Here is a 19,760-nt window from a genome sequence, read left to right on the forward strand (position 1 = left end):
ACGGATGCGTGTAAGTCATCGCGTAGTGATTCGACAACATCACGAACACCACCGGCAACGTGAAATATGTGTTGTGCACTGAACGCTGCTTGCCACGCTTGCCATAAATGGCGTTGGGCACTTCACCCTTGAGCATCGCGGCGACCATCTTGCGCTGGCCGGGGATGATCACGAAAAACACGTTGGCCGACATGATGGTTGCGAGCGTCGCGCCCGTAATCAAATAAGCAGCGCGTCCGGCAAAAACATGACATGCCAACCACGCGGCGATGATCACGTAAGCGCCAACGCAAATCCCGAGCAACCGGTCGCGATTCCCAAGCAAACGGCACAGCGAGTCGTAGACAATCCAGCCGGCGAGCAAGAACCCCAACGCCGCCGAAACTGCAACGACAGGCCCCATGTCGAGCACGTTTTTATCGATGAGATATGTGCTCGGCGAAAACAGATACAACACCATGAACAGGCCGAAACCGGACATCCACGTGGTGTAAGAGGGCCACTTCGACCAGTGCAGATCCTCGGGCATATTCTCCGGCGCGACGGTGTACTTCTGCATGTTGTAGAAGCCGCCGCCGTGCACGTGCCACAACTCGCCGAACACGCCGCGCTTTGTCGCGGCGGGATCTTTAGCGGGTTTCAAGCTGTTATCGAGCGCCACGAAATAGAAGGACTCGCCAATCCACGCGATCGCCACGATCACGTGCAGCCAGCGCAACGCGAGATTCAGCCAGTCAACAATAAAACCTTGCATGAAACGTCTCCACCACGAATTCTTTAATCAAGCCTCGAAGGCCAGCTCTTGAACGAAACTCCAACGAACCTCAGCTCCCGCGATACGTGCTGTATGCCCAAGGCGATACAAGCAGCGGCACGTGATAGTGCGACGAGGCATCCGCAATGCCGAAGCGCAGCACCACGCGATCCACAAAACGCGGTTCGGGCAGCGTCACGCCATTGGCTGCAAAGTAATCGCCGGCATGAAATACGAGTTCGTATTCGCCGGTGACGAACGCATCGTCTTGAAGCAGCGGTGCGTCGCAGCGACCGTCAGAGTTGGTGTGCGTGGTGAGAAGAGGGCGCCGGGTATCGCCGGCGAGAACGAAGAGTTCGACTTTGATGCCGGCGCCGGGACGGCCGTGCGCGGTATCGAGTACGTGGGTTGTTAGCTTGCCCATTCGCGTTGTCCTTGTAGTGTGCGAGGAGCGGCTGCGCATCGAACCGTCTGGAACAGACTTGAGCGGCGGATCGAGGCTCCACAAACGTGGCTACATACCCGTCGGCGTGAGTGGATGCGCGCCGTGTTCAGCATTGTAAAAAGTTGCAGTGACCGTGACGCGCGCGATAAGCAAGATAATCCGCAGCACATGAGCGAAAACCCTGAAACCGACGTTACAGCGTTCAGTCGTTCCAACCCTTTTTCATCGCTTCCCGCCGATGCTACCCGCGCCAAAATTCACGATCATATTGAGTCTGTGAAGACAACTATGGCGGCCTTCGCATTGTCAGCGGTTTTTTGGCTGGTGACAGTTGTGCCTTGCACAGCGCGGCTGGCTGGCATCCCGAAGACGGCGATCGACGCTGGGTAACCGGGTAAATGCGTGAGGTTGAGTGATATCTTCGCGCCCTCGGAAAACAGTGAAGTAGCGGAGATCGACATGCAACAGAAGCAAAAAACCTTGCTGGTGAAGAATGCGCAGGTGCTCGTGACCATGGACGACGCACGCCGCGAGATTCGCGATGGCGCATTGTTCATCGAAGGGAACCGGATCGTGGCCGTCGGTCCGACGAGTGAATTGCCGCAGGAAGCGGATGAAGTGCTCGACATGTCGGGCCACCTGGTGATTCCGGGTCTCGTCAACACGCATCACCATATGTATCAGAGCCTGACGCGCGCCGTGCCGGCTGCGCAAAATGCCGAGCTGTTCGGCTGGCTCACCAGTTTGTACGAGATCTGGGCGAACCTGACGCCCGAGATGATCGAAGTATCGACGCTGACGGCCATGGCCGAGTTGCTGCTTTCGGGCTGCACCACGTCGAGCGATCATCTCTACATTTATCCGAATGGCGCACGGCTCGATGACAGCATTGCGTCGGCACAGCAGATCGGCATGCGGTTTCACGCGGCGCGCGGCAGCATGAGCGTCGGGCAGAAGGATGGCGGATTGCCGCCTGATTCGGTCGTCGAGAAGGAAGACGCGATCCTTGCGGACACGCAACGCCTGATCGAAACCTATAACGACGAAGGCCGTTACGCCATGCTGCGCGTGGTCGTGGCGCCGTGTTCGCCGTTCTCGGTGAGCCGCGAACTGATGCGCGATTCGGCGCTGCTGGCTCGTGAATATGGGGTATCGATGCATACGCATCTGGCCGAAAACGTGAACGACGTGAGCTACAGCCGTGAGAAGTTCGGCATGTCGCCGGCCGAGTATGCAGAGGATCTCGGCTGGGTCGGGCCGGACGTATGGCACGCCCATTGTGTGCAGCTGGACCGCGCGGGTATCGAACTGTTTGGGCGCACGGGGACGGGCGTCGCGCATTGTCCGTGTTCGAATATGCGGCTGGCATCGGGCATTGCCCCCATTCGTTCGATGCGCGATGCGGGCGTGAGCGTGGGAATCGGCGTGGATGGATCGGCATCGAATGATGGCGCGCAAATGATCGCCGAAGTGCGGCAAGCGATGTTGCTGCAACGCGTGGGTTTCGGGCCGGACGCCATGAGCGCGCGCGAAGCCCTGGAAATCGCGACCCTAGGTGGCGCCAAAGTGCTGGGCCGCGACGACATAGGCGCGTTGGCCCCCGGCATGGCAGCGGATTTTGTGTCCTTTGATTTACGCCATCACGCGTTTGCGGGCGCATTGCACGATCCTGTTGCCGCGCTGGTTTTTTGCGCGCCGTCGCAGGTATCTACAAGTGTTATCGATGGGAAAGTGGTCGTGCGTCACGGTCAATTGACGACCGTCGATCTGGGTCCGATCGTCGAGCGTCATAACCTGCTGGCGGGAAAGCTGATGGAAATGGCCCGCTAGCAATCAAGGCACATCGATCAACGAGCGCGTCGCATCGGCGACGAGGTGACGGAGCCACCGCACTTCGTCGGAGTAATGGCAGCGCTCGTGCCACAACTGGTAGTACTGCATCGGCGGAAAGTCGAGCGGCGCGGGCACTACGGTCAGCGGAAGGAACTTCGCGTAGTGATCGGCGAAAAGCCGCGTGGTCGTGAACACCAGATCCGACTTGATCAGCACGTACGGCGCGAGATTGAAGTAGGGCAGCGTGACGACTACATGGCGCTTCAGGCGCTCGCGGGCGAGATGGACATCGATTGCGCCGCGCTGACCAACTGAATACGGCGTCGGCGCGAGATGGGGCGCGTTCAGATATTGATCGAGCGTAAGCGCGCCGCGCCTTGCAAACGGATGATTGGAACTGACAAGGCACACGATCTTGTCGACAAAAAGATTCGAGAGATGCAGTTGTTCCGGCGGCTCGGGCCAGTTGCCCACCACGATATCCAGCTTGCCTTCTTCCAGCGCGAGTTCGTAGTCGAAAGCGGGACCAAGCGAATGGAATTCGAGCGTGGCGTTAGGCGCGGCGATCCGGAACCGCTCGACTACGGTAGGCACGAACAGCACGTTCAGGTAATCCGGACAACCAATCCGGTAACACCGCACGGACGTGGATGGTTCGAAATTATGTTGCTGGACCTTGATGCGTTCAATTTCACGCAGCGCGTTTTGCGTGGGTTCGAGCAGGCGCAGACCGTATTCGGTCGGGACCATGCCGGCCTTGCCGCGCACGAGCAGCGGATCGCCGGTGATATCGCGCAGACGTCTGAGCGCCGCGCTGATGGCCGGTTGCGACTGATTCAACTTCACGGCCGCGCGCGTGACGCTGCGTTCCATGAGGAGGGTGTGCAGGACGCGTAACAAGTAAGTATCGATTGCTTCGCGTTGCTGACTCATGTTTTCTCCAATATACGGTCTAGCTGATAGACCAGGGTGCGGGACATATTGTTTTTAATATGACACATTTATGGCGTCAAGCCAGGCATACCCCGAGCGCGTTCGTTGCAAGCGCTGCAATGGCGGGTTGTTGCTTGAAAGTGACTTCGGAGTGAACTTATCGCGCGCACTATTTTGAGCAATCGACGCCCCGCACCGTTTTGGGTATCTTTTCCTCGCAGACTGCATGTTTCCGTTGCTGTCATACCGGTCACCCCGGTTTTGCGCAATTTCCGCACTTTCTGAGTCCATATGGGCGACGCTATTTCCTCATCCATTCAGCCCGGCGACGCACGTGTTCCGCGCCTCGCGTTACGCGGCATCAGCAAGCAGTATCCCGCCGTCAAGGCCAATGACGACGTAACGCTCGTCGTCGAACCGGGCGAAATCCACGCGGTGCTCGGCGAAAACGGCGCCGGCAAATCGACGCTGATGAAGATCATCTACGGCGCGGTGCGGCCGGACGAGGGCGAGATCCAGTGGAACGGCGAGACGGTCGAGATCGGCAGTCCGGCGGCGGCGAGGAAGCTGGGTATCGGCATGGTGTTCCAGCACTTCTCGCTGTTCGATACGCTGACGGTCGGCGAGAACATCGCATTGGCGCTTGACGATAAATTCGACCTGAAGAGCTTGAGCAAGCGTATTCGCGAGGTGTCGGCCGATTACGGACTCGATGTCGATCCGCAACGGCACGTGCACAGTCTTGCGGTCGGCGAACGGCAACGCGTAGAGATCGTCCGATGCCTGCTGCAAAACCCGCGTCTGTTGATCATGGACGAACCCACATCCGTGCTCACGCCGCAAGCGGTGAAAAAGCTCTTTACGGTGCTTCGCCGGCTGGCGTCCGAGGGATGCAGCATTCTCTACATCAGTCACAAACTCGATGAAATCCAGGCGCTGTGCCAGACCGCGACGGTCATGCGCGGCGGCCGCGTAACGGGAAGTGTCGATCCACGCAAGGAAACGCACGCATCGCTCGCGCAACTGATGGTCGGGCATTCGCTGCCCGATTACACGCGCCGCGCACACACTCCGGGCGAAGTGAAACTCGCAGTGAAGAACCTGTCGGTGGAAAGCGCCGATCCGTTCGGCACGTCGCTCAAGGATGTTTCGTTTGCGGTGCACGCAGGCGAGATCTTCGGCATTGCGGGTGTATCAGGTAACGGACAGGCTGAGTTGCTGGCCGCGCTCTCAGGCGAGATCCGCGACAAAAACATCGCGCCCGATGCCATCACGATCGTCGGCCAGCCCGCCGCGCGATACCGCGCCGGCGGCCGGCGCGCGCTCGGCTTCGCCTTCGTGCCTGAAGAACGGCTCGGACGCGGCGCGGTGCCGGCCATGTCGCTCGCAGAAAACGCGCTCTTGACCGGGCATCGCGAACACATGGTGCGCGGAGGCTGGATCAGCACGAAGTCGATGCGCGCGTTCGCCGACCGCTGCATCAGCGCCTTCGATGTCCGCTGCGGCGGCAATGGCGCGCTTGCGCAAAGCCTGTCGGGCGGGAACTTGCAGAAGTTCATCGTGGGCCGCGAGATCTTGCAGGAGCCCAAGGTGCTCGTCGTCGCGCAACCGACATGGGGCGTCGATGTCGGCGCCGCCGGTTTTATCCGGCAACAACTGCTCGACCTGGCCGCGCGCGGCGTGGCGATCCTGGTGATATCGGAGGAACTGGAAGAACTCTTCGATATCTGCGACCGCCTCGCTGTTCTGGCTCGCGGCAAACTTTCTCCGGTCCGTGAAACCGGTCTTACCAACGCAGAAGAAATCGGCCTCTTCATGGCCGGTCTCTTCGATGGCAATCGCGCCGACCCCGTCGCCCTCGACACCACGGCACCGACATCATGAATTTTCCGTATCGACTCGAAGCGCGGCCGACGCCGTCGCGCGCCATGCAACTCGCCGTGCCGGTGGTGGCCGCCGTGCTGACGCTGATTATCGGCTTCCTGATTTTTACGTTCGTTGGGCAAGACCCCTTGCGCGCGATGCACGGGTTTTTTATCGAACCGTTGTCTAACGTGAATGGTTGGTCCGAGCTTGTCTTGAAGGCTTCGCCGCTGTGTCTGATCGCGCTGGGTTTGGCGGTTGGGTATCGGGCGAACGTGTGGAACATCGGCGCGGAAGGGCAGATGCTGCTTGGCGGGATCGTCGCGGGTGGCATCGCGATTCATCTCCCCGATGCCACTGGCTGGTGGATCCTCCCGCTGATGATGATCGGCGGCGTGATCGGCGGCATGGTGTGGGCCGCGATTCCCGCGTTGCTCAAAAGCCGTTTCAACACCAACGAAATCCTGACGAGCCTGATGCTCACGTACGTCGCCACGCAGTTGCTGATCTATCTGGTGAGCGGTCCGTGGCGCGACCCGGAAGGCATGAACTTCCCCATCTCCGCCATGTTCAGCGATGCCGCCCAATTCCCGCGTCTCTACAGCGACTGGGGCTGGGCGTGGCTGAAGGGAACGCGGATCAATGCATCGGTGTTTCTGACGGTGATCGCGATCCCGCTCGTGTGGTTGTTCATGCGCAAGAGCTTCGCGGGGTATCGCATGAACGTCGGCGGTCTCGCGCCGCTGGCCGCACGCTACGCCGGTTTCTCCGATAAAAAAGCCATCTGGACGTCGCTGCTTTTGAGCGGCGGCCTGGCGGGGCTGGCCGGCATGGGCGAAGTCGCGGGGCCGATCGGACAATTGCAGGCCGGATGGTCGCCGGGGTATGGCTTCACCGCGATCATCGTCGTGTTTGTCGGACGCTTGCATCCGGTCGGGATCGTGCTGGCGAGTCTTCTGATGGCGCTGCTTTATCTCGGCGGCGAAGCGGTACAGACGTCGTTGCAGCTGCCGCAGGCGCTCGCCGGCGTGTTCCAGGGATTGCTGCTGTTTTGTCTTCTGGGCGCGGATTTGTTCGTCAACTATCGGGTGCGCCGGCGGGTCGTCGCGCACGCGCATTCCTAGATAAATACATGGACATCAATCAAGCCAGTTCGCTTGCATCCAGTGCGGTCGTCGCGGCCATTCCATTGATGTACGCCGGCGCCGGCGAACTCGTCGCGGAGAAGTCGGGCGTGTTGAACCTCGGCGTGGAAGGCATGATGCTGATGGGCGCCGTCACCGGATACGCCGTGACCGCAATCACCGGCAACCCGTGGCTGGGGATCTTGGGCGCGGTCGTCGCGGGCGTACTCATGTCGCTCGTGTTCGCGTTCCTCACCATCACCATGCTCGCCAATCAGGTCGCGACGGGTTTATCGCTGACAATATTCGGGATCGGATTTTCGGCTTATATCGGCAAGCCTTATACGTCGGCAGCGGTGCGCGCTTCCATCGACGTTCTGCCGATACCCGGTCTCGCCTCCATTCCCGTCATCGGGCCGGCTTTTTTCATGTTGACGCCATTGGGATATCTCGCGTTCATCATGTTCGGCGTGATCGGCTGGTTCCTCTACAAGACGCGCGCCGGGCTCGTGCTGCGTTCGGTCGGCGAGTCGCCATCGGTGGCGCATTCGGTCGGCTTTCCCGTGGTCGGCGTGCGCTATGCCGCGACGCTATTCGGCGGCGGCATGGCGGGCATCGCCGGCGGCTATTACTCGATCGTCTACCTGCACTTGTGGCAAGAGCAGTTGACCTCCGGTCGCGGCTGGATCGCGCTCGCGCTGGTCGTGTTCGCGACGTGGCGGCCGGGCAGATTGCTTATCGGCGCGTTGCTGTTCGGCGCCGTGATGGCGCTGCAGTTTTACGCCCAGGCCATTGGCGTGCCGGTTCCGACCCAATTTCTCGCGATGCTGCCGTACCTTGCGACCATCGTCGTGCTGGTGCTGATCTCGCGCAATCCGAACACGATCAAGCTCAACGCACCGGCGTCCCTTGGCAAGCCGTTTTTCGCGGCGAGCTGAGCGCCGGTTATTTGATTCCTTGCACCACGATTTTCATAAACAACATCGACACATCGACAGGAGAATCACGATGAAAAAAAGCTGGCTGAACACGTTGGGCGCGGCGGGCGCTGTGGGCACAATGCTCGCGCTCTCGGCCACGATGGTTGCTGCCCCGGCGCGGGCCGCCGATGCACCCGGCATTGCGTTCGTGTATCTCTCCAATCCCGGCGATGCAGGCTGGACCTTTGCCCACGATGCCGGCACGAAGGAGATCGAAGCCAAATACGGCAACAAGATCAAGATCACGCGGGTGGAAAACGTGCCGGAATCGGCGGACTCCGAGCGTGTGTTTCGCGACCTCGCCGCCAAGGGCAACAAGGTGATTCTGGGAACGAGCTTCGGGTACCAGGACTTCGAACTGAAAGTGGCGCGCGATTATCCGGACATCACTTTTCTGACCGCGACGGGTTACAAGAAGGCGAAAAACTTCGGCGTCTACGATAACCGCATGTATCAGGGCGCATACCTCGCGGGTGTCGCGGCCGGTTATGTGACGAAGACGAATACGCTGGGATTCGTGGCATCGGTGCCTATTCCTGAAGTGATCCGCAACATCAACGCGTACACCCTGGGCGCGCGCTCAGTGAATCCCAAGATTCATACGAAGGTCATCTGGATTAACAGCTGGTTCGATCCGGGCAAGGAAAAGCAGGCGGCGGAAACGCTGATTGGACAGGGCGCCGATGTCCTGTTGCAGAACACCGATTCGAACGCGACGCTGGCGACTGCCGCCGAGAAAAAGGTGTACGCATTCGGCTGGGATTCGAACATGAAGAAATTCGGTCCGAGCGCGCATCTGGGTTCGGTGGTGTCGCACTGGGGCGTCTACTACAACACGATGGTAGAGCAGCTTCTGGCGGGGAAGGTCAAGACCGATCCGGTGTGGCTGGGCATGCCGCAGAAGGCGGTTGATATCGAAGACATGAATACGGCCGTAGTCCCCGCCAAAGCGATGCAGGCAGTCCAGGCGAAGCGCGAGGAACTGCAAGGCGGCAAATGGGATGTCTTCATGGGGCCGGTCAAGGACCAGACGGGCGCGGTGAAGATCGAAGCCGGCAAGAATCTGACCGATCCGGAATTGCAGCGCATCAACTGGTATGTAGAAGGCGTGGACGGCGCGTTGCCGAAGTAAGCCGACGCTCGACTGTTAGCAAGAGTTACTTGTTGCGTGTCAACATTCACGTCACATGAAAAGGCCGCGCTCTGGATGGAGCGCGGCCTTTGTTGTCTGCGTCGCGATTAATCTTAATCGTCGATTCGCAGTCCAACTTTAAGGGTTACTTGCCAGTAGGCTACCTTGCCATCTTCGATCTGGCCACGGGTCTCGGTGACCTGGAACCAATGCAGGTTGCGGAGTGTTTTCGATGCTTTTTCCAGCGCGACGCGCACGGCATCGTCGCTGGATTGGGTGGAGGAGCCTGTCAGTTCGATTTGCTTGTAGACGTGATCGGTCATGGGTTCTCCTGGTTTTGTTCGGCTTTTCCGCTGGGCGGGCTTGAGTTGCGCTTAAGTGTTTCAGCAAGTCTTGAGCCTAGGGGAGGGGAGCTGGCGCTGGGGCAGGTGGGTTGATGCTGGGTTGCTGCTGCTTGGGCTTTCGCGCGTTCTGTCTTAGTTGTTCTCTTTAGCACTATTAGCCACTGTGCGTGGCGGCACTTCATTTCTTTGTCCAACGGCGACAAAGAAACGAAGCAAAGAAAACGCCTCTCCACAATCGGCTCATAAGTGTCCCCAGCGTGCAGTGACAACGTTTTGGTACCCCAAAAGCACGCTTGGCGAATAACCGTGAACACTTGAAACCCTCCCCCTCCGTTCACGGATACCCACACGCTTCGCCACCAGTGTGGGAATCCGTTAATACGAAAATCTAGCCTACGCATAACAACTGAATAGCCCACAACAGGTTCAAGCACCTTGAACCCAAAGCCTCGCTACCGGCGCGGCCGACCCTTTATTTTGGGCGCTAGCGCGCGCAGCGCGGAAGCCTGGTTAACGGATTCCCACACTGGTGGCGAAGCGTGTGGGTTGCCTTTGACGGAGGGGGAGGGTTTCAACAGGACGAGGTTATGCGCTGAGCGTGCTTTTGGGGTCCCAAATCGTTGTCACTGCACGCTTAGGACACTTATGTGCCAATTGTTGGAAGGCGTTTTCTTTGCTTCGTTTCTTTTTCGCCGTTGGAAAAAGAAATGAAGTCCCGCCACGGACAGTGGCTAATAGTGCTAAAAAAGTCAGCCAGGACGGAACGCGCGAAGACCTTAAAAGCAGAACCCCCGTCCCAAGTGCCAACGCTACCTTAACCTTGATGCAGCATCTCCCGCATCCTGCCGCCGCGCCCCCCGCCTCGCGCGGGAACTCGCCGTTGCGCCGAACTCGCTCAAAATCTGCGTCCGTGCCCGGCTGGCAAAAACCAAAAACCCAAACCCGTTAGCCTCATACCAATACCCGCCGTTCTCAAGTCCATCAAGCGGCTGCTCCAGCGCATTGGTAATGCACTCAATACACCGCCTGTGCAATTCCTCTACCGCCGGGTACGGCGGCTGCGCGCCCCGCACGCTGCACAAAAGCACATCGAGCCCCGGCAGGACGTGCGCGTACAACACCGGTTCATCCTGGGCGCGAGCACGTGCGATCTTCGTATCGAGTTGGCCGAACGGCTTGAAATGCCTAAGCACGGCGAGGAAAGACTCGTCGCCATCGACCTTCGCGCGTCTACGCTTTTTCGGGAAGGACATAAAAATTCGCCTGAAAAAGAATTGCAAAAAACGCTGCGTCCTCATGCGGCCACTCCCGTCTGGCGGGCCGCTCGTTTGTCTGGACACGTCGATCTTTTATAGCACATCGAAGTGGTGGATTCACGGCGATTCAGGATAAGGGCGCCGCACCCGGGTCACTCGACCTCTCGTGCAACGCCGCACGAATCTTGCCGAAAACCCTGCTGCGGCTCGCATGGCATTCATGTCTCAATAATAGACCTACGAAACGCCGCTGCGCCAAAAATCGCAAGGAAAATTCAAGCGAATGTCACGAACCGGCATCGCCGCAACAGTGCATACAGAAAACAAAAAACCCGCGGCTATCAGCGCGGGCTTTTGTGTATCAGCCCTGAATCAACCCAGGACGCCAATTGAAAAAACGGCTTCAGACGCGCGGCGAACCCTTCAGAGAGTCGCGGATCTCACGCAGCAACAACACGTCTTCCGGCGTTGCGGGAGCCGGCGCAGCCGGTTCGTTCTTGCGCAAGCTGTTGATGAACTTGACCATCAGGAAAATGATGAACGCCAGGATGATGAAGTTGATCAACACCGTAATGAACGACCCGTAGCCGAACACGGCGACACCCGCAGTCTGCAAGTCTTTGTACGAACCGGGATTACCCTTGAATGTCGGCGGTATCTCACCCAGCTTGACGAACAGGTTCGAAAAATCGAGCCCGCCGGTTGCCAGCCCGACGACCGGCATGATCAGATCCTTCACGATCGAATTGACGATGGTAGAAAACGCGCCGCCGATAATCACACCGACTGCCAGATCCATCACGTTGCCCTTGAGGGCGAAGGCCTTGAATTCCTGAATCATGCTCATGCGTTGCTTCCTCCGTTTAAGTTCATAAGAATCGGCAGCAAGGGATGTGCCATTTGAATCGGATCTAAACGATCGTCCGAAACGCTGCTGCAACCGGACTGGCGCGGTTCGGAACACCATTAATTGAAACGGATAATGACAATGATAGCGAATCGATTGCGTGCCCGTCCCCGGTTTTTTTAAGCGATAGGCCGATCAGACAGGGTTTCTGCGTGATCCTCAGGATTTCTCCGGGGGCGCCGCCTTTACGCGTCCGGTGGCGATTGCCTGTACGAACGCGGCGTGATCGGCAACGGTCTGCGTGCCGTAACTCTCGGCCCATCGCGCGTACGCGGCGTCCAGCCGGTCCGAGCTGCCGCAATAACCGGCAATCAGCGCGGCATCGCCCGTACGGGCATGGGCGCGTGCAAGCAACAAGCCAAGACACCACGCGTAGAAATCGAACGTGGCGCCATGCAACCAGTCGACGGGGATTGATCCGCGCATGTTTTTCATCTGCCGGACATAAAAGTCGCGCCCCGAAATGGTCGTCCATCCAAGCAACGGGTCCGACGAACTTTGCAAAAGACGCTGCCCGTGCACGACGCGCCGTCCCTGATGATTGAACGGCTCGGGCATGGCGGGCACGAAGGGCGCAGCGGCCGGCACGATGCCTTCCTTCACCTGCATGAACAACGGATCGCCGTGCGCGCGCCCGAGCAGCAACAGCAAATATGCCCGCGTTCCCACACTGCCGACGCCGACCACCCGATGCGCGACATCGACAACGTCGTAGCGCTCGAGCATCGTGCGCCACTCGCCGGCGATTGTTTGCGTGTACCCGCGCAATCCTTCGATCACATGGTTCGTCTCGGCTTTGTCGAGCCGCGTGAGAATTGGCGGATCGTCGCGAAATCGCCAGCTCTTTCCGTCCGGTTCCGCGACGCGCGCAAGCATGGTCGCGTGGCTGCGCTTCGTCGCCCGCTCGACGGCTTTCGCGATCGTCGCTTTTTCGGCGGAATCGAGCGTGACGGGCGCTTCGATATGCAGGACACTCGCGTAGGAACGCATCTGCCAGAGGTCGTACGCGGGTATCTGCCATAACGCCGCCATCGTCGTCCGATAACCCGCGCAGGCAGAACGCACGGCGCGTTCGCGGCCACTCGCATCCACGCTGTTCTCCCGCGCCGCCACGTTGATGCTCGCCGTCAGCCGCCTCAGGTCCCATTCCCACGGCGAAACAATGGTTTCATCGAAATCGTTCAGATCGAACACCACGTCTTGCCGCGGCGTGCGAAAGAGGCCGAAATTGTTGAGATGCGCGTCGCCGTCGATCATCACGTGATGCCCAATGGACGGCGTTCTTGCCAGATCCCAGGCCATCACGCTCGCCGCGCCGCGCAGGAACGCAAACGGTGAAACCGCCATGCGCGCCATGCGCAGCGGTACGAGCCGCTCCTGCCGGCCCGCGTTGTTCGCGAGCACGCGCTCGACCGGGTCGGGACGATCGCGTTCGGCCTGCGGTCCGGCATGGGCGTCGAAGGGAATGGTATCGCGCAACGATCGGCCGAGCGCCCGGCTTTCGTCGGCGGTACCGTTCGAAGAACTGGCCGGCGCAGTCGTCGCGGAGACGGAGCGAGTGGGCAAAGGAAGGCCTCGTGATGGACGTAAATGAACCACGCTCTGAGCACGATGCGCGCCATCCCCGGTCGGACTACGGCGAATAACGGGCACGCAACCTGCTAAGAATTACTTCCCATGGGCGATGCCGGGCGACGCAATCCGGAACTCGACTAATTCCGGTGCCTAAACGTTTCCCGAGGACACCCGAACTCAAGCTACACGCATGAACTTCTGAATGCATCACCTCTAATACCTGGACACTCGCATACATGGCTCACGATATCCGCATTGCCGAAGGTTCGCCGTTTCCGCTGGGCGCAACCTGGGACGGCGAGGGCGTCAATTTCGCATTGTTCTCTGCGAACGCCTCGAAAGTCGAACTCTGCCTCTTCGATCAAACCGGCGAAAAGGAACTCGAGCGCATCGAATTGCCGGAATACACCGATGAAGTCTTCCACGTCTACCTGTTTGGACTGAAACCGGGCGCTGTCTATGGATATCGCGTGCATGGTCCGTACGAACCGGAAAACGGGCATCGATTCAATCCAAACAAGCTGTTGCTCGATCCGTACGCGAAGGCGCATGTTGGCGAGCTGAAATGGGATCCGGCGGTCTTCGGCTATACGCTCGATGACGACGGCGAAGACCTGAGTTTCGATGAACGTGACAGCGCACCGTTCATGCAAAAGTGCCAGGTCGTCGACCAGAGCTTTTCGTGGGTTCACCCGACGCGCGTTCGCGTGCCCTGGGAACAGACCATCTTCTACGAAACCCACGTACGCGGTTATACGAAGCGTCATCCGGCCGTGCCGGAACATTTGCGCGGCACGTTCGAGGGTCTCGGCACGAAGGAAGTGATCGAGCACATCAAGAGCCTCGGCGTGACTTCGGTCGAACTGCTGCCCATTCATGCGTTCGTGAACGACAGCCATCTCACCGACAAAGGTCTCACCAACTATTGGGGATACAACACCATCGGCTTTTTCGCCGCCGATCCGCGCTTTTTCGCTCAGGGCCCGGGCGCGATCTCCGAATTGAAGCAGATGATCGACCGTTTCCACGAAGCCGGCCTCGAAGTCATCCTCGACGTGGTCTACAACCACACGGCCGAAGGCAACGAACGCGGCCCGACGCTCTCGTTCAAGGGTATCGACAACGCTTCATACTATCGTCTGCCTGACGACAAGCGCTACTACATCAACGATACCGGCACGGGCAACACGCTCAACCTCTCGCATCCGCGCGTGTTGCAGATGGTCACCGACAGCCTGCGTTACTGGGTCACGGAGATGAACGTCGATGGATTCCGTTTCGATCTCGCGACCATCCTTGGCCGTGAGCCCTACGGTTTCGACGAAGGCGGCGGTTTCCTCGACAGTTGCCGGCAGGACCCGATCCTCTCCAGCGTCAAACTCATTGCCGAACCGTGGGATTGCGGCCCCGGCGGTTATCAGGTCGGCGGTTTTCCGCCGGGCTGGGCCGAATGGAACGACAAATATCGCGACACCGTGCGCGAGTTCTGGAAGGGCGAGGAGGGCGTGGCGGCAGAACTCGCCACGCGCATCACGGGCTCGGGTGACAAGTTCAACCACCGCGGACGCCGCCCGTGGGCGAGCGTGAACTTCATCACCGCGCACGACGGCTTCACGTTGAACGATCTCGTCTCGTACAACGAGAAGCACAACGAGGCGAACGGCGAGGACAACAACGACGGAAGCTCCGACAACCGCTCGTGGAATTGCGGCGTGGAAGGTCCGACCGACGATCCTGAAATCCGCGCGCTGCGCGAACGTCAGAAACGCAACATGCTGGCGACGTTGCTGTTCTCGCAAGGCACACCGATGATCCTCGCCGGCGACGAATTCGGCCGTACGCAGCAAGGCAACAACAATGCGTACTGCCAGGACGACGACATCAGTTGGGTGAATTGGGATATCGATGAAGACGGCCGCGCCCTCAACGATTTCGCGCGCAAGCTCACAACCTTGCGCCATACGTTGCCAGTGCTGCGTCGTGGCCGTTTCCTGACTGGCGAGTTCCACGAAGACCTGCAGGTCGCCGACGTCAAATGGTTCAGCCCATCGGGCGACGAACTTACGCCCGAGCAATGGGACGATCCGGCGATGCGCTGCTTTGGCCTGGTTATCGATGGCCGCGCCCAGGCAACCGGCATTCGACGCCCGGCATCGGACGCGACGTTGTTGTTGGTTGTCAACGCGCATCACGACGTGGTCGATTACACGCTGCCGGAAATTCCCGGGAGCGACCAGTGGAGTTGCCTGATCGATACCAACGCCCCAATTCGCGAAGAACTCGAAGACTTCGATTCGGGCGGCGTGTACCAGGTGACCGGACGTTCGTTGTTGTTGTTCGCGCTGCACGCGCGCGGCGCAACGAAGCGCATCTTCAAGCGCCTTGAAGAAGCGCTGACGGACGAGGTCGAGCCGGAAGGCGGCAACACGATCTGACGAGCGGGGCAGGCACGTTCCTGCGAGAGGCGGGGCGCAACGGCTATCATGCGGGTCATGAACTTTATCCAGCCGTTGCCGCCCCGTTTCTGCTCGCTCCTTTCGATCATTCCGCGTGTCCATCATCGCGCCCGTAGAACATGATGTTGGCGGCGCTTTTGCATGTCGCCGATTGGGATCAACTCGAGCGGATCTGGGAATTCGTCGTCGGCTTCTTCAAATTCCTGTGGGCGCTGCTGAGGTTTCTCGGCGGCGGATAAATAAAAAAAACGCTGGGCGATTCGCATCGTCCAGCGTTTTTTGTTTGGCGCACCACAAACGGCTCAGCTGTTGTTATCCCAGTTGCCTGAATCGTTGCTGCCGAGATCGACGCCACCGCCACCGTCGCTCCAGTCGTTGGAGCCATTGCCGAAATCCAGGCCGCCGCCATTGTTGTTGCCGCCGCCGCGGCGACGCAATTCGTCATCGACATCCACCGGAACATCGCGTTCGATCACGCGTTCCCGACCACCGCCGGAAAGCGCTTCACCGAGCAAAACGCCGCCCAGCAAACCGCCCAGGCCGCCACCAAAACCGCCGCCGCCTTGCTGCACGATGACCTGCGGTTGTTGCTGCGGATAAGGCGAATAAGGCGGCTGTCCTGGCGGCGTGCGCCCAAAACGCTCGGCTTCCTGCGCGTAGACCGACTGGTTGTCGTTCGGGTTTGCAGCCGGCGCCGCCGCACGAGGATCGGGCCGTCCTTCCGAACGCGCCCGCACGCTGTCGATCTGATTCGACAAATCCTCGATCGCGTAGGGCGGCACGGGATTTTTCGAATTCGACAACGCTTCTACCATCTGCCGCAACTGAGTCTCGATGCCTTCGACTTCCTTGAGCATCGCTTCGTGACCCGGTTGCGTCGATAAACGCACATCAAGCTTGAGCGAGCGGACATCGTTGAGCAATTCCGTGGCGCGCTTGAGTTGCGTGCGGCGATCGGTATCGGCCTGACCGTCTTCATTCGAACGCGCGCGTTTCAGACCCCAGCGCAACACAAGCGCAATCCCGGCGATCACGAACGCGAGCAGCACCCACATGCCCATGGACGGGCCATGTTTTTCCGGCGCCGCTACCGCGCCCTGGTTGAACGGATTGCGCGTCACCGATGTCACCGCATTGCCCGAGCGCTCCTGGCTCACATTCGCCGATGAATTCACGCGTTCAGCATCGGAGCGAATCCGCGCTTCCGTGGCATTAAAGCGCGACGGATCGGTGAACTTGATTGCGGGGTCGAGCGTCTTCGCCTGTTGAATCTGAGCGAGCGCGTCGGCCGAGCGGCCTTCACGATCGAGCACCTGAGCGTACAAATAGTGCGCCTTGGCGTTGTTAGGATGCGCCTGGATCACTTCGTTCAACTGGGACTCGGCCTGGCTCCAGTTGCCTTGCGTCATCGACTGCTCGATCTGGCCGGCGCTCGGAACGGCAAACGCCGCAGCCGAAACCAGCATCAGCGATGCAGCCACTGCCATCACATATTTTTTCATCAGCGGACCGGGGCGTTCGCACCCGTCTCCATTTCGTGCGACATGTCGATGCAATATCCGGATGTTGCCCGCAACAGCTCGATGAGTTTTATCGGCCGTTGCGTCGTGGAACGTATTAACTATCTATACGACCAGGCGGCGCAAGTTTCGCGCCGTCTACATTGAACCAGCTATTGCGCCGGCGTATTGATCTGCTTCTTCAGCGCTTCAAGGCGGTCTTCAACAGACGGTCCGCGGGTGAGCGCCGCGAGTTTGTCTTCGAGCGCTTTGCCGCTCTTTTGATCGGCCGAATTCAGCCGGGCATCGGAACGTGCATTAGACAGTTGCACCTTGTCTTCCAGCTTTTGAAAGTCTTCCGACAGGTTCTTTCCGCCAATCCCGCCAAGCGCCGTTGCCGCCACGTCTTTTGCGGTCGCGATCTGCTGCTTCGCCTGCAGGATGTTCGAGCGCGAATTGAGCTCGTTGCGGCGCTGGCGCATATCCTCGATTTGCTGCTTGAGATGATCCGTCGACGGCACCAAAGTCGCCAGTTCGCCGGCCAAGGCGTCACGCTCCGATTCGGCATTGGCTTGCGCGCTCAACGCTTCGCGGGCCAGCGCTTCGTCGCCGCCTTGCAGCGCACGTTTGGCGCCTTCCTCGTACTTCTTGGCTTTTTCGGCCGCAACATCGCGCTTGCTTTGCTGCGTGGCGACCTGTGCCTCGATTTCGATCAGCGAGTTCTCCGCTTTCGCGATGCTGTCGTCAAGTTCGCGCACGATCTGACGAGCGTCTCGCGACGGGTCCTGCACGGTGTCGGCGGCGTCGTTCAGCAGGCCCTTGACGGTGCGCGAGATGGAATCCAAAAGCGACATGAGTTTCCTCCTGAAAAATGATTCGGGTGCCTTGGGGTCTTTCAGAGAACCCTTTGGCAAGCCGTACTGCAACGTTCATGAACATTCGATGAACGCATACTTTAAAGTTGCTCGAACGCGGCACGCATTGCGCCGCGCGTCGGTTAAGTCGGGCCGGGCGCGCTAATTGCAAGCTCGCCGATACACTTTGTTGCGAGCTTCTCCGCCGGTCCATGGCGCGCGTTACTTGACGGTGTACCCTGGCCAGCGCATTAGAACATGCACCGGCTTAAACCGGGCTTAACAAGCTCGGCAATCATCACGGTACACCATGCGCGCCCGTACGGAAAATTCACGCTTCCATCACGCTTTACTTCACGTATCGGATCGCTCATGTCGAAGACGTTGATTGTCGCGTTCGCTGTTACCGCTGTCGTGTTCCTGGTTCTCGACGCCATCTGGCTCGGCGTGATCTCGCGAAACATCTATCAGCGCGAAATAGGGGCGCTGCTGCTGCCGAAACCGAACTTCGGCGCGGCAGCGATTTTCTATGTAATTTACATAATAGGGATGGTCTATTTCTGCGCCGTGCCGGGCATAGCGGAAAACAGCGTCATGCGCGGATTGATCAGCGGCGCGCTGTTCGGGGTAGTCGCATACGCAACATACGACCTGACAAACCTGGCGACGCTCAAGGGCTGGAGCACGACGCTCGTTTTCATCGATATTGCGTGGGGCGCCTTTGCAAGCGCAGTTGCAACTGCCGCCGCCGTAGCCGTGACCACGCGGGTTGCGGCTGTTACCTGAGACGCTCGCGGTCAGGAACGTCCCGAAAGGGACGCGTCTTCGTCGGATGGGTCCGAAGCGTCAGATACGTCAGATACGTCCGATGCATTCGAAGCGTCTGTCGGCGCAAGACCCTCTGCCTTTTCCGCCGCCAACGTGCGTTTGCTTGCTTCTCTTGCGACGTGTGCTGCGTCCCGCGCTTCGCGCGCGGCGGCGCGTTCGGCAACCTGCCTAAGCGCGACATTCAGCGGATCGGGCGTTTTCGGTGCGCGAAGCTTGTCGACGAGACCCGCTACTTTGACCTGCTCACTAGTTGCATTGAAGCCGAGGACAGCGCGCCGCATGAGTTCGCTGACGCTGATGCCCAGGCCATCAGCCGTGCTGGTGATCGCAAGTTTCTGCGCCGGGGTCACGAATACAACGATACGTTCGCTGGGTTTGGTAGTCATGAGCGCCTCACATGCAGGGGCCACGCAAGCACGGCCGGTCGACATCCGTCAGCAGCACGACAGCGGCACGCAAATGTGCGCCGCCGCCGTGGAGTCAGGCAAAATCGCGCAATCAATGCTTCCATCATATCGGTTTGACGCGACCGCGTGCTTGCATGCATGTACCAGCGCGGCGTCTTCGAGACAGGTGCAAGAGAGGCGATGCATCAACAACTTGCATTCTGCAGATGAGAGTGCTAAATCCGCGCTCGGAGCGCTGTGCGGCAGCGCGCGCAGTGCACGAAAAAGCGGAAACGCTTTCCGATTTGTCTGGGGAACCCTTCTTCTTACAATGGATTTACTTACAAAAAAATCGGGCTTTGCCCGGTGCTCGACCCTCAAATTCTTTAAAATGCGCTGTCATTCCGTGCGGGGCTGTAGCCGTTGCAGTTTTTCTTACAACGCCATAACAACCTCGCCACAGGAACGCGCGGCTCGTCCGGGGACATCGGCGTGCAACGTAGCGGTTCAACGCAAACCTGAACCGCTGCCTCATCGATGATGACGACGGCTGCACATTCGGCTTCAAGGCGCAAAGGGCCCATGGCTCTC

The 19,760-nt window shown here is 59.4% G+C and carries 19 protein-coding genes; 8 read left to right on the plus strand and 11 right to left on the minus strand.

The features are described from left to right. Together HB633_RS25165 and uraH are read right to left on the minus strand one after the other, a co-directional pair. A partial coding sequence (locus HB633_RS25165) for a urate hydroxylase PuuD (protein ID WP_213780826.1) occupies window positions 1-754 on the minus strand: 754 nt, incomplete at its 3' end. Between the two features lie 70 nt (window positions 755-824). After that, window positions 825-1,178, minus strand: a complete 354-nt coding sequence (uraH, locus tag HB633_RS25170) for a hydroxyisourate hydrolase (protein ID WP_213780827.1) — start codon at window positions 1,176-1,178, stop codon at window positions 825-827. 114 nt (window positions 1,179-1,292) lie between these two features. On the opposite strand from uraH, the gene HB633_RS25175 reads away from it, so the two are divergent. Next, window positions 1,293-1,589 carry a hypothetical protein gene (locus HB633_RS25175; protein ID WP_213780828.1) on the plus strand — a complete coding sequence of 99 codons (297 nt, stop codon included), beginning with the start codon at window positions 1,293-1,295 and terminating at the stop codon, window positions 1,587-1,589. A gap of 69 nt (window positions 1,590-1,658) precedes the next feature. After that, a complete protein-coding gene (locus HB633_RS25180) occupies window positions 1,659-3,029 on the plus strand; it encodes an 8-oxoguanine deaminase (RefSeq protein WP_213780829.1) in 1,371 nt (456 codons plus the stop codon). A gap of 3 nt (window positions 3,030-3,032) precedes the next feature. Here HB633_RS25180 and HB633_RS25185 read toward each other — a convergent pair whose 3' ends face one another. Continuing rightward, window positions 3,033-3,965 carry a LysR substrate-binding domain-containing protein gene (locus tag HB633_RS25185; protein ID WP_056352995.1) on the minus strand — a complete coding sequence of 311 codons (933 nt, stop codon included), beginning with the start codon at window positions 3,963-3,965 and terminating at the stop codon, window positions 3,033-3,035. A 291-nt stretch (window positions 3,966-4,256) separates the two neighbouring features. Between HB633_RS25185 and HB633_RS25190 the strand changes: the two genes are divergently transcribed. The 4 genes from HB633_RS25190 (at window position 4,257) to HB633_RS25205 (ending at window position 9,064) form a co-directional block, all read left to right on the plus strand. Next, entirely contained in the window at window positions 4,257-5,849 is a 1,593-nt protein-coding gene (locus HB633_RS25190) for an ABC transporter ATP-binding protein (protein WP_213780830.1), read from the plus strand. Next, on the plus strand, window positions 5,846-6,952 hold the full coding sequence (locus tag HB633_RS25195) for an ABC transporter permease (protein WP_213780831.1): 1,107 nt from the start codon (window positions 5,846-5,848) through the stop codon (window positions 6,950-6,952). The genes HB633_RS25190 and HB633_RS25195 overlap by 4 nt, the downstream gene beginning before the upstream one ends. An 8-nt stretch (window positions 6,953-6,960) precedes the next feature. Then, window positions 6,961-7,890, plus strand: coding sequence for an ABC transporter permease (locus tag HB633_RS25200; protein WP_213780832.1), 930 nt, complete (start codon window positions 6,961-6,963; stop codon window positions 7,888-7,890). A 70-nt stretch (window positions 7,891-7,960) separates the two neighbouring features. Further along, the gene (locus HB633_RS25205; RefSeq protein WP_213780833.1) at window positions 7,961-9,064 is read left to right on the plus strand and encodes a BMP family ABC transporter substrate-binding protein; all 1,104 of its coding nucleotides are present in this window, start codon (window positions 7,961-7,963) and stop codon (window positions 9,062-9,064) included. 113 nt (window positions 9,065-9,177) lie between these two features. On the opposite strand, the gene HB633_RS25210 is transcribed toward HB633_RS25205, so the two are convergent. The 4 genes from HB633_RS25210 to HB633_RS25225 form a co-directional block, all read right to left on the minus strand. After that, window positions 9,178-9,387: a dodecin gene (locus HB633_RS25210; protein ID WP_213780834.1), complete on the minus strand. Its 210-nt coding sequence runs from the start codon at window positions 9,385-9,387 to the stop codon at window positions 9,178-9,180. An 830-nt stretch (window positions 9,388-10,217) separates the two neighbouring features. Next, entirely contained in the window at window positions 10,218-10,706 is a 489-nt protein-coding gene (locus HB633_RS25215; protein WP_213780835.1) for a hypothetical protein, read from the minus strand. A gap of 361 nt (window positions 10,707-11,067) precedes the next feature. Beyond that, entirely contained in the window at window positions 11,068-11,511 is a 444-nt protein-coding gene (mscL, locus tag HB633_RS25220) for a large conductance mechanosensitive channel protein MscL (RefSeq protein WP_213780836.1), read from the minus strand. Between the two features lie 219 nt (window positions 11,512-11,730). Continuing rightward, window positions 11,731-13,137: a DUF2252 domain-containing protein gene (locus HB633_RS25225; protein WP_213780837.1), complete on the minus strand. Its 1,407-nt coding sequence runs from the start codon at window positions 13,135-13,137 to the stop codon at window positions 11,731-11,733. A 245-nt stretch (window positions 13,138-13,382) separates the two neighbouring features. On the opposite strand from HB633_RS25225, the gene glgX reads away from it, so the two are divergent. Continuing rightward, entirely contained in the window at window positions 13,383-15,581 is a 2,199-nt protein-coding gene (gene glgX / locus HB633_RS25230; RefSeq protein WP_213780838.1) for a glycogen debranching protein GlgX, read from the plus strand. A gap of 122 nt (window positions 15,582-15,703) precedes the next feature. On the opposite strand, the gene HB633_RS25235 is transcribed toward glgX, so the two are convergent. The 3 genes from HB633_RS25235 to HB633_RS25245 form a co-directional block, all read right to left on the minus strand. Further along, complete coding sequence (locus HB633_RS25235) at window positions 15,704-15,868, minus strand: hypothetical protein (RefSeq protein WP_213780839.1); 165 nt, start codon at window positions 15,866-15,868, stop codon at window positions 15,704-15,706. A gap of 36 nt (window positions 15,869-15,904) precedes the next feature. Then, a complete protein-coding gene (locus HB633_RS25240; protein ID WP_213780840.1) occupies window positions 15,905-17,104 on the minus strand; it encodes a tetratricopeptide repeat protein in 1,200 nt (399 codons plus the stop codon). A 170-nt stretch (window positions 17,105-17,274) separates the two neighbouring features. Continuing rightward, window positions 17,275-17,955, minus strand: coding sequence for a PspA/IM30 family protein (locus HB633_RS25245; protein ID WP_213780841.1), 681 nt, complete (start codon window positions 17,953-17,955; stop codon window positions 17,275-17,277). A 372-nt stretch (window positions 17,956-18,327) separates the two neighbouring features. On the opposite strand from HB633_RS25245, the gene HB633_RS25250 reads away from it, so the two are divergent. Continuing rightward, window positions 18,328-18,741 carry a DUF2177 family protein gene (locus tag HB633_RS25250; RefSeq protein WP_213780842.1) on the plus strand — a complete coding sequence of 138 codons (414 nt, stop codon included), beginning with the start codon at window positions 18,328-18,330 and terminating at the stop codon, window positions 18,739-18,741. An 11-nt stretch (window positions 18,742-18,752) separates the two neighbouring features. On the opposite strand, the gene HB633_RS31040 is transcribed toward HB633_RS25250, so the two are convergent. After that, window positions 18,753-19,169 carry a hypothetical protein gene (locus tag HB633_RS31040; RefSeq protein WP_255581154.1) on the minus strand — a complete coding sequence of 139 codons (417 nt, stop codon included), beginning with the start codon at window positions 19,167-19,169 and terminating at the stop codon, window positions 18,753-18,755. Between the last annotated feature and the right edge of the window lie 591 nt (window positions 19,170-19,760).

The sequence above is a fragment of the Caballeronia sp. dw_276 genome, from assembly GCF_018449635.1.
Classification (GTDB): Bacteria; Pseudomonadota; Gammaproteobacteria; order Burkholderiales; family Burkholderiaceae; genus Caballeronia.

Bases quoted from the DNA above. Each gene is read 5' to 3' on its own strand.
- HB633_RS25250 (WP_213780842.1), top strand. From the start codon at position 18,328: ATGTCGAAGACGTTGATTGTCGCGTTCGCTGTTACCGCTGTCGTGTTC.
- HB633_RS25210 (WP_213780834.1), bottom strand. From the start codon at position 9,387: ATGACCGATCACGTCTACAAGCAAATCGAACTGACAGGCTCCTCCACC.
- HB633_RS25190 (WP_213780830.1), top strand. From the start codon at position 4,257: ATGGGCGACGCTATTTCCTCATCCATTCAGCCCGGCGACGCACGTGTT.
- glgX (WP_213780838.1), top strand. From the start codon at position 13,383: ATGGCTCACGATATCCGCATTGCCGAAGGTTCGCCGTTTCCGCTGGGC.
- HB633_RS25215 (WP_213780835.1), bottom strand. From the start codon at position 10,706: ATGAGGACGCAGCGTTTTTTGCAATTCTTTTTCAGGCGAATTTTTATG.
- HB633_RS25200 (WP_213780832.1), top strand. From the start codon at position 6,961: ATGGACATCAATCAAGCCAGTTCGCTTGCATCCAGTGCGGTCGTCGCG.
- HB633_RS31040 (WP_255581154.1), bottom strand. From the start codon at position 19,169: ATGACTACCAAACCCAGCGAACGTATCGTTGTATTCGTGACCCCGGCG.
- HB633_RS25205 (WP_213780833.1), top strand. From the start codon at position 7,961: ATGAAAAAAAGCTGGCTGAACACGTTGGGCGCGGCGGGCGCTGTGGGC.
- HB633_RS25180 (WP_213780829.1), top strand. From the start codon at position 1,659: ATGCAACAGAAGCAAAAAACCTTGCTGGTGAAGAATGCGCAGGTGCTC.
- HB633_RS25240 (WP_213780840.1), bottom strand. From the start codon at position 17,104: ATGAAAAAATATGTGATGGCAGTGGCTGCATCGCTGATGCTGGTTTCG.
- uraH (WP_213780827.1), bottom strand. From the start codon at position 1,178: ATGGGCAAGCTAACAACCCACGTACTCGATACCGCGCACGGCCGTCCC.
- mscL (WP_213780836.1), bottom strand. From the start codon at position 11,511: ATGAGCATGATTCAGGAATTCAAGGCCTTCGCCCTCAAGGGCAACGTG.
- HB633_RS25185 (WP_056352995.1), bottom strand. From the start codon at position 3,965: ATGAGTCAGCAACGCGAAGCAATCGATACTTACTTGTTACGCGTCCTG.
- HB633_RS25175 (WP_213780828.1), top strand. From the start codon at position 1,293: ATGCGCGCCGTGTTCAGCATTGTAAAAAGTTGCAGTGACCGTGACGCG.
- HB633_RS25195 (WP_213780831.1), top strand. From the start codon at position 5,846: ATGAATTTTCCGTATCGACTCGAAGCGCGGCCGACGCCGTCGCGCGCC.
- HB633_RS25235 (WP_213780839.1), bottom strand. From the start codon at position 15,868: ATGCGAATCGCCCAGCGTTTTTTTTATTTATCCGCCGCCGAGAAACCT.
- HB633_RS25245 (WP_213780841.1), bottom strand. From the start codon at position 17,955: ATGTCGCTTTTGGATTCCATCTCGCGCACCGTCAAGGGCCTGCTGAAC.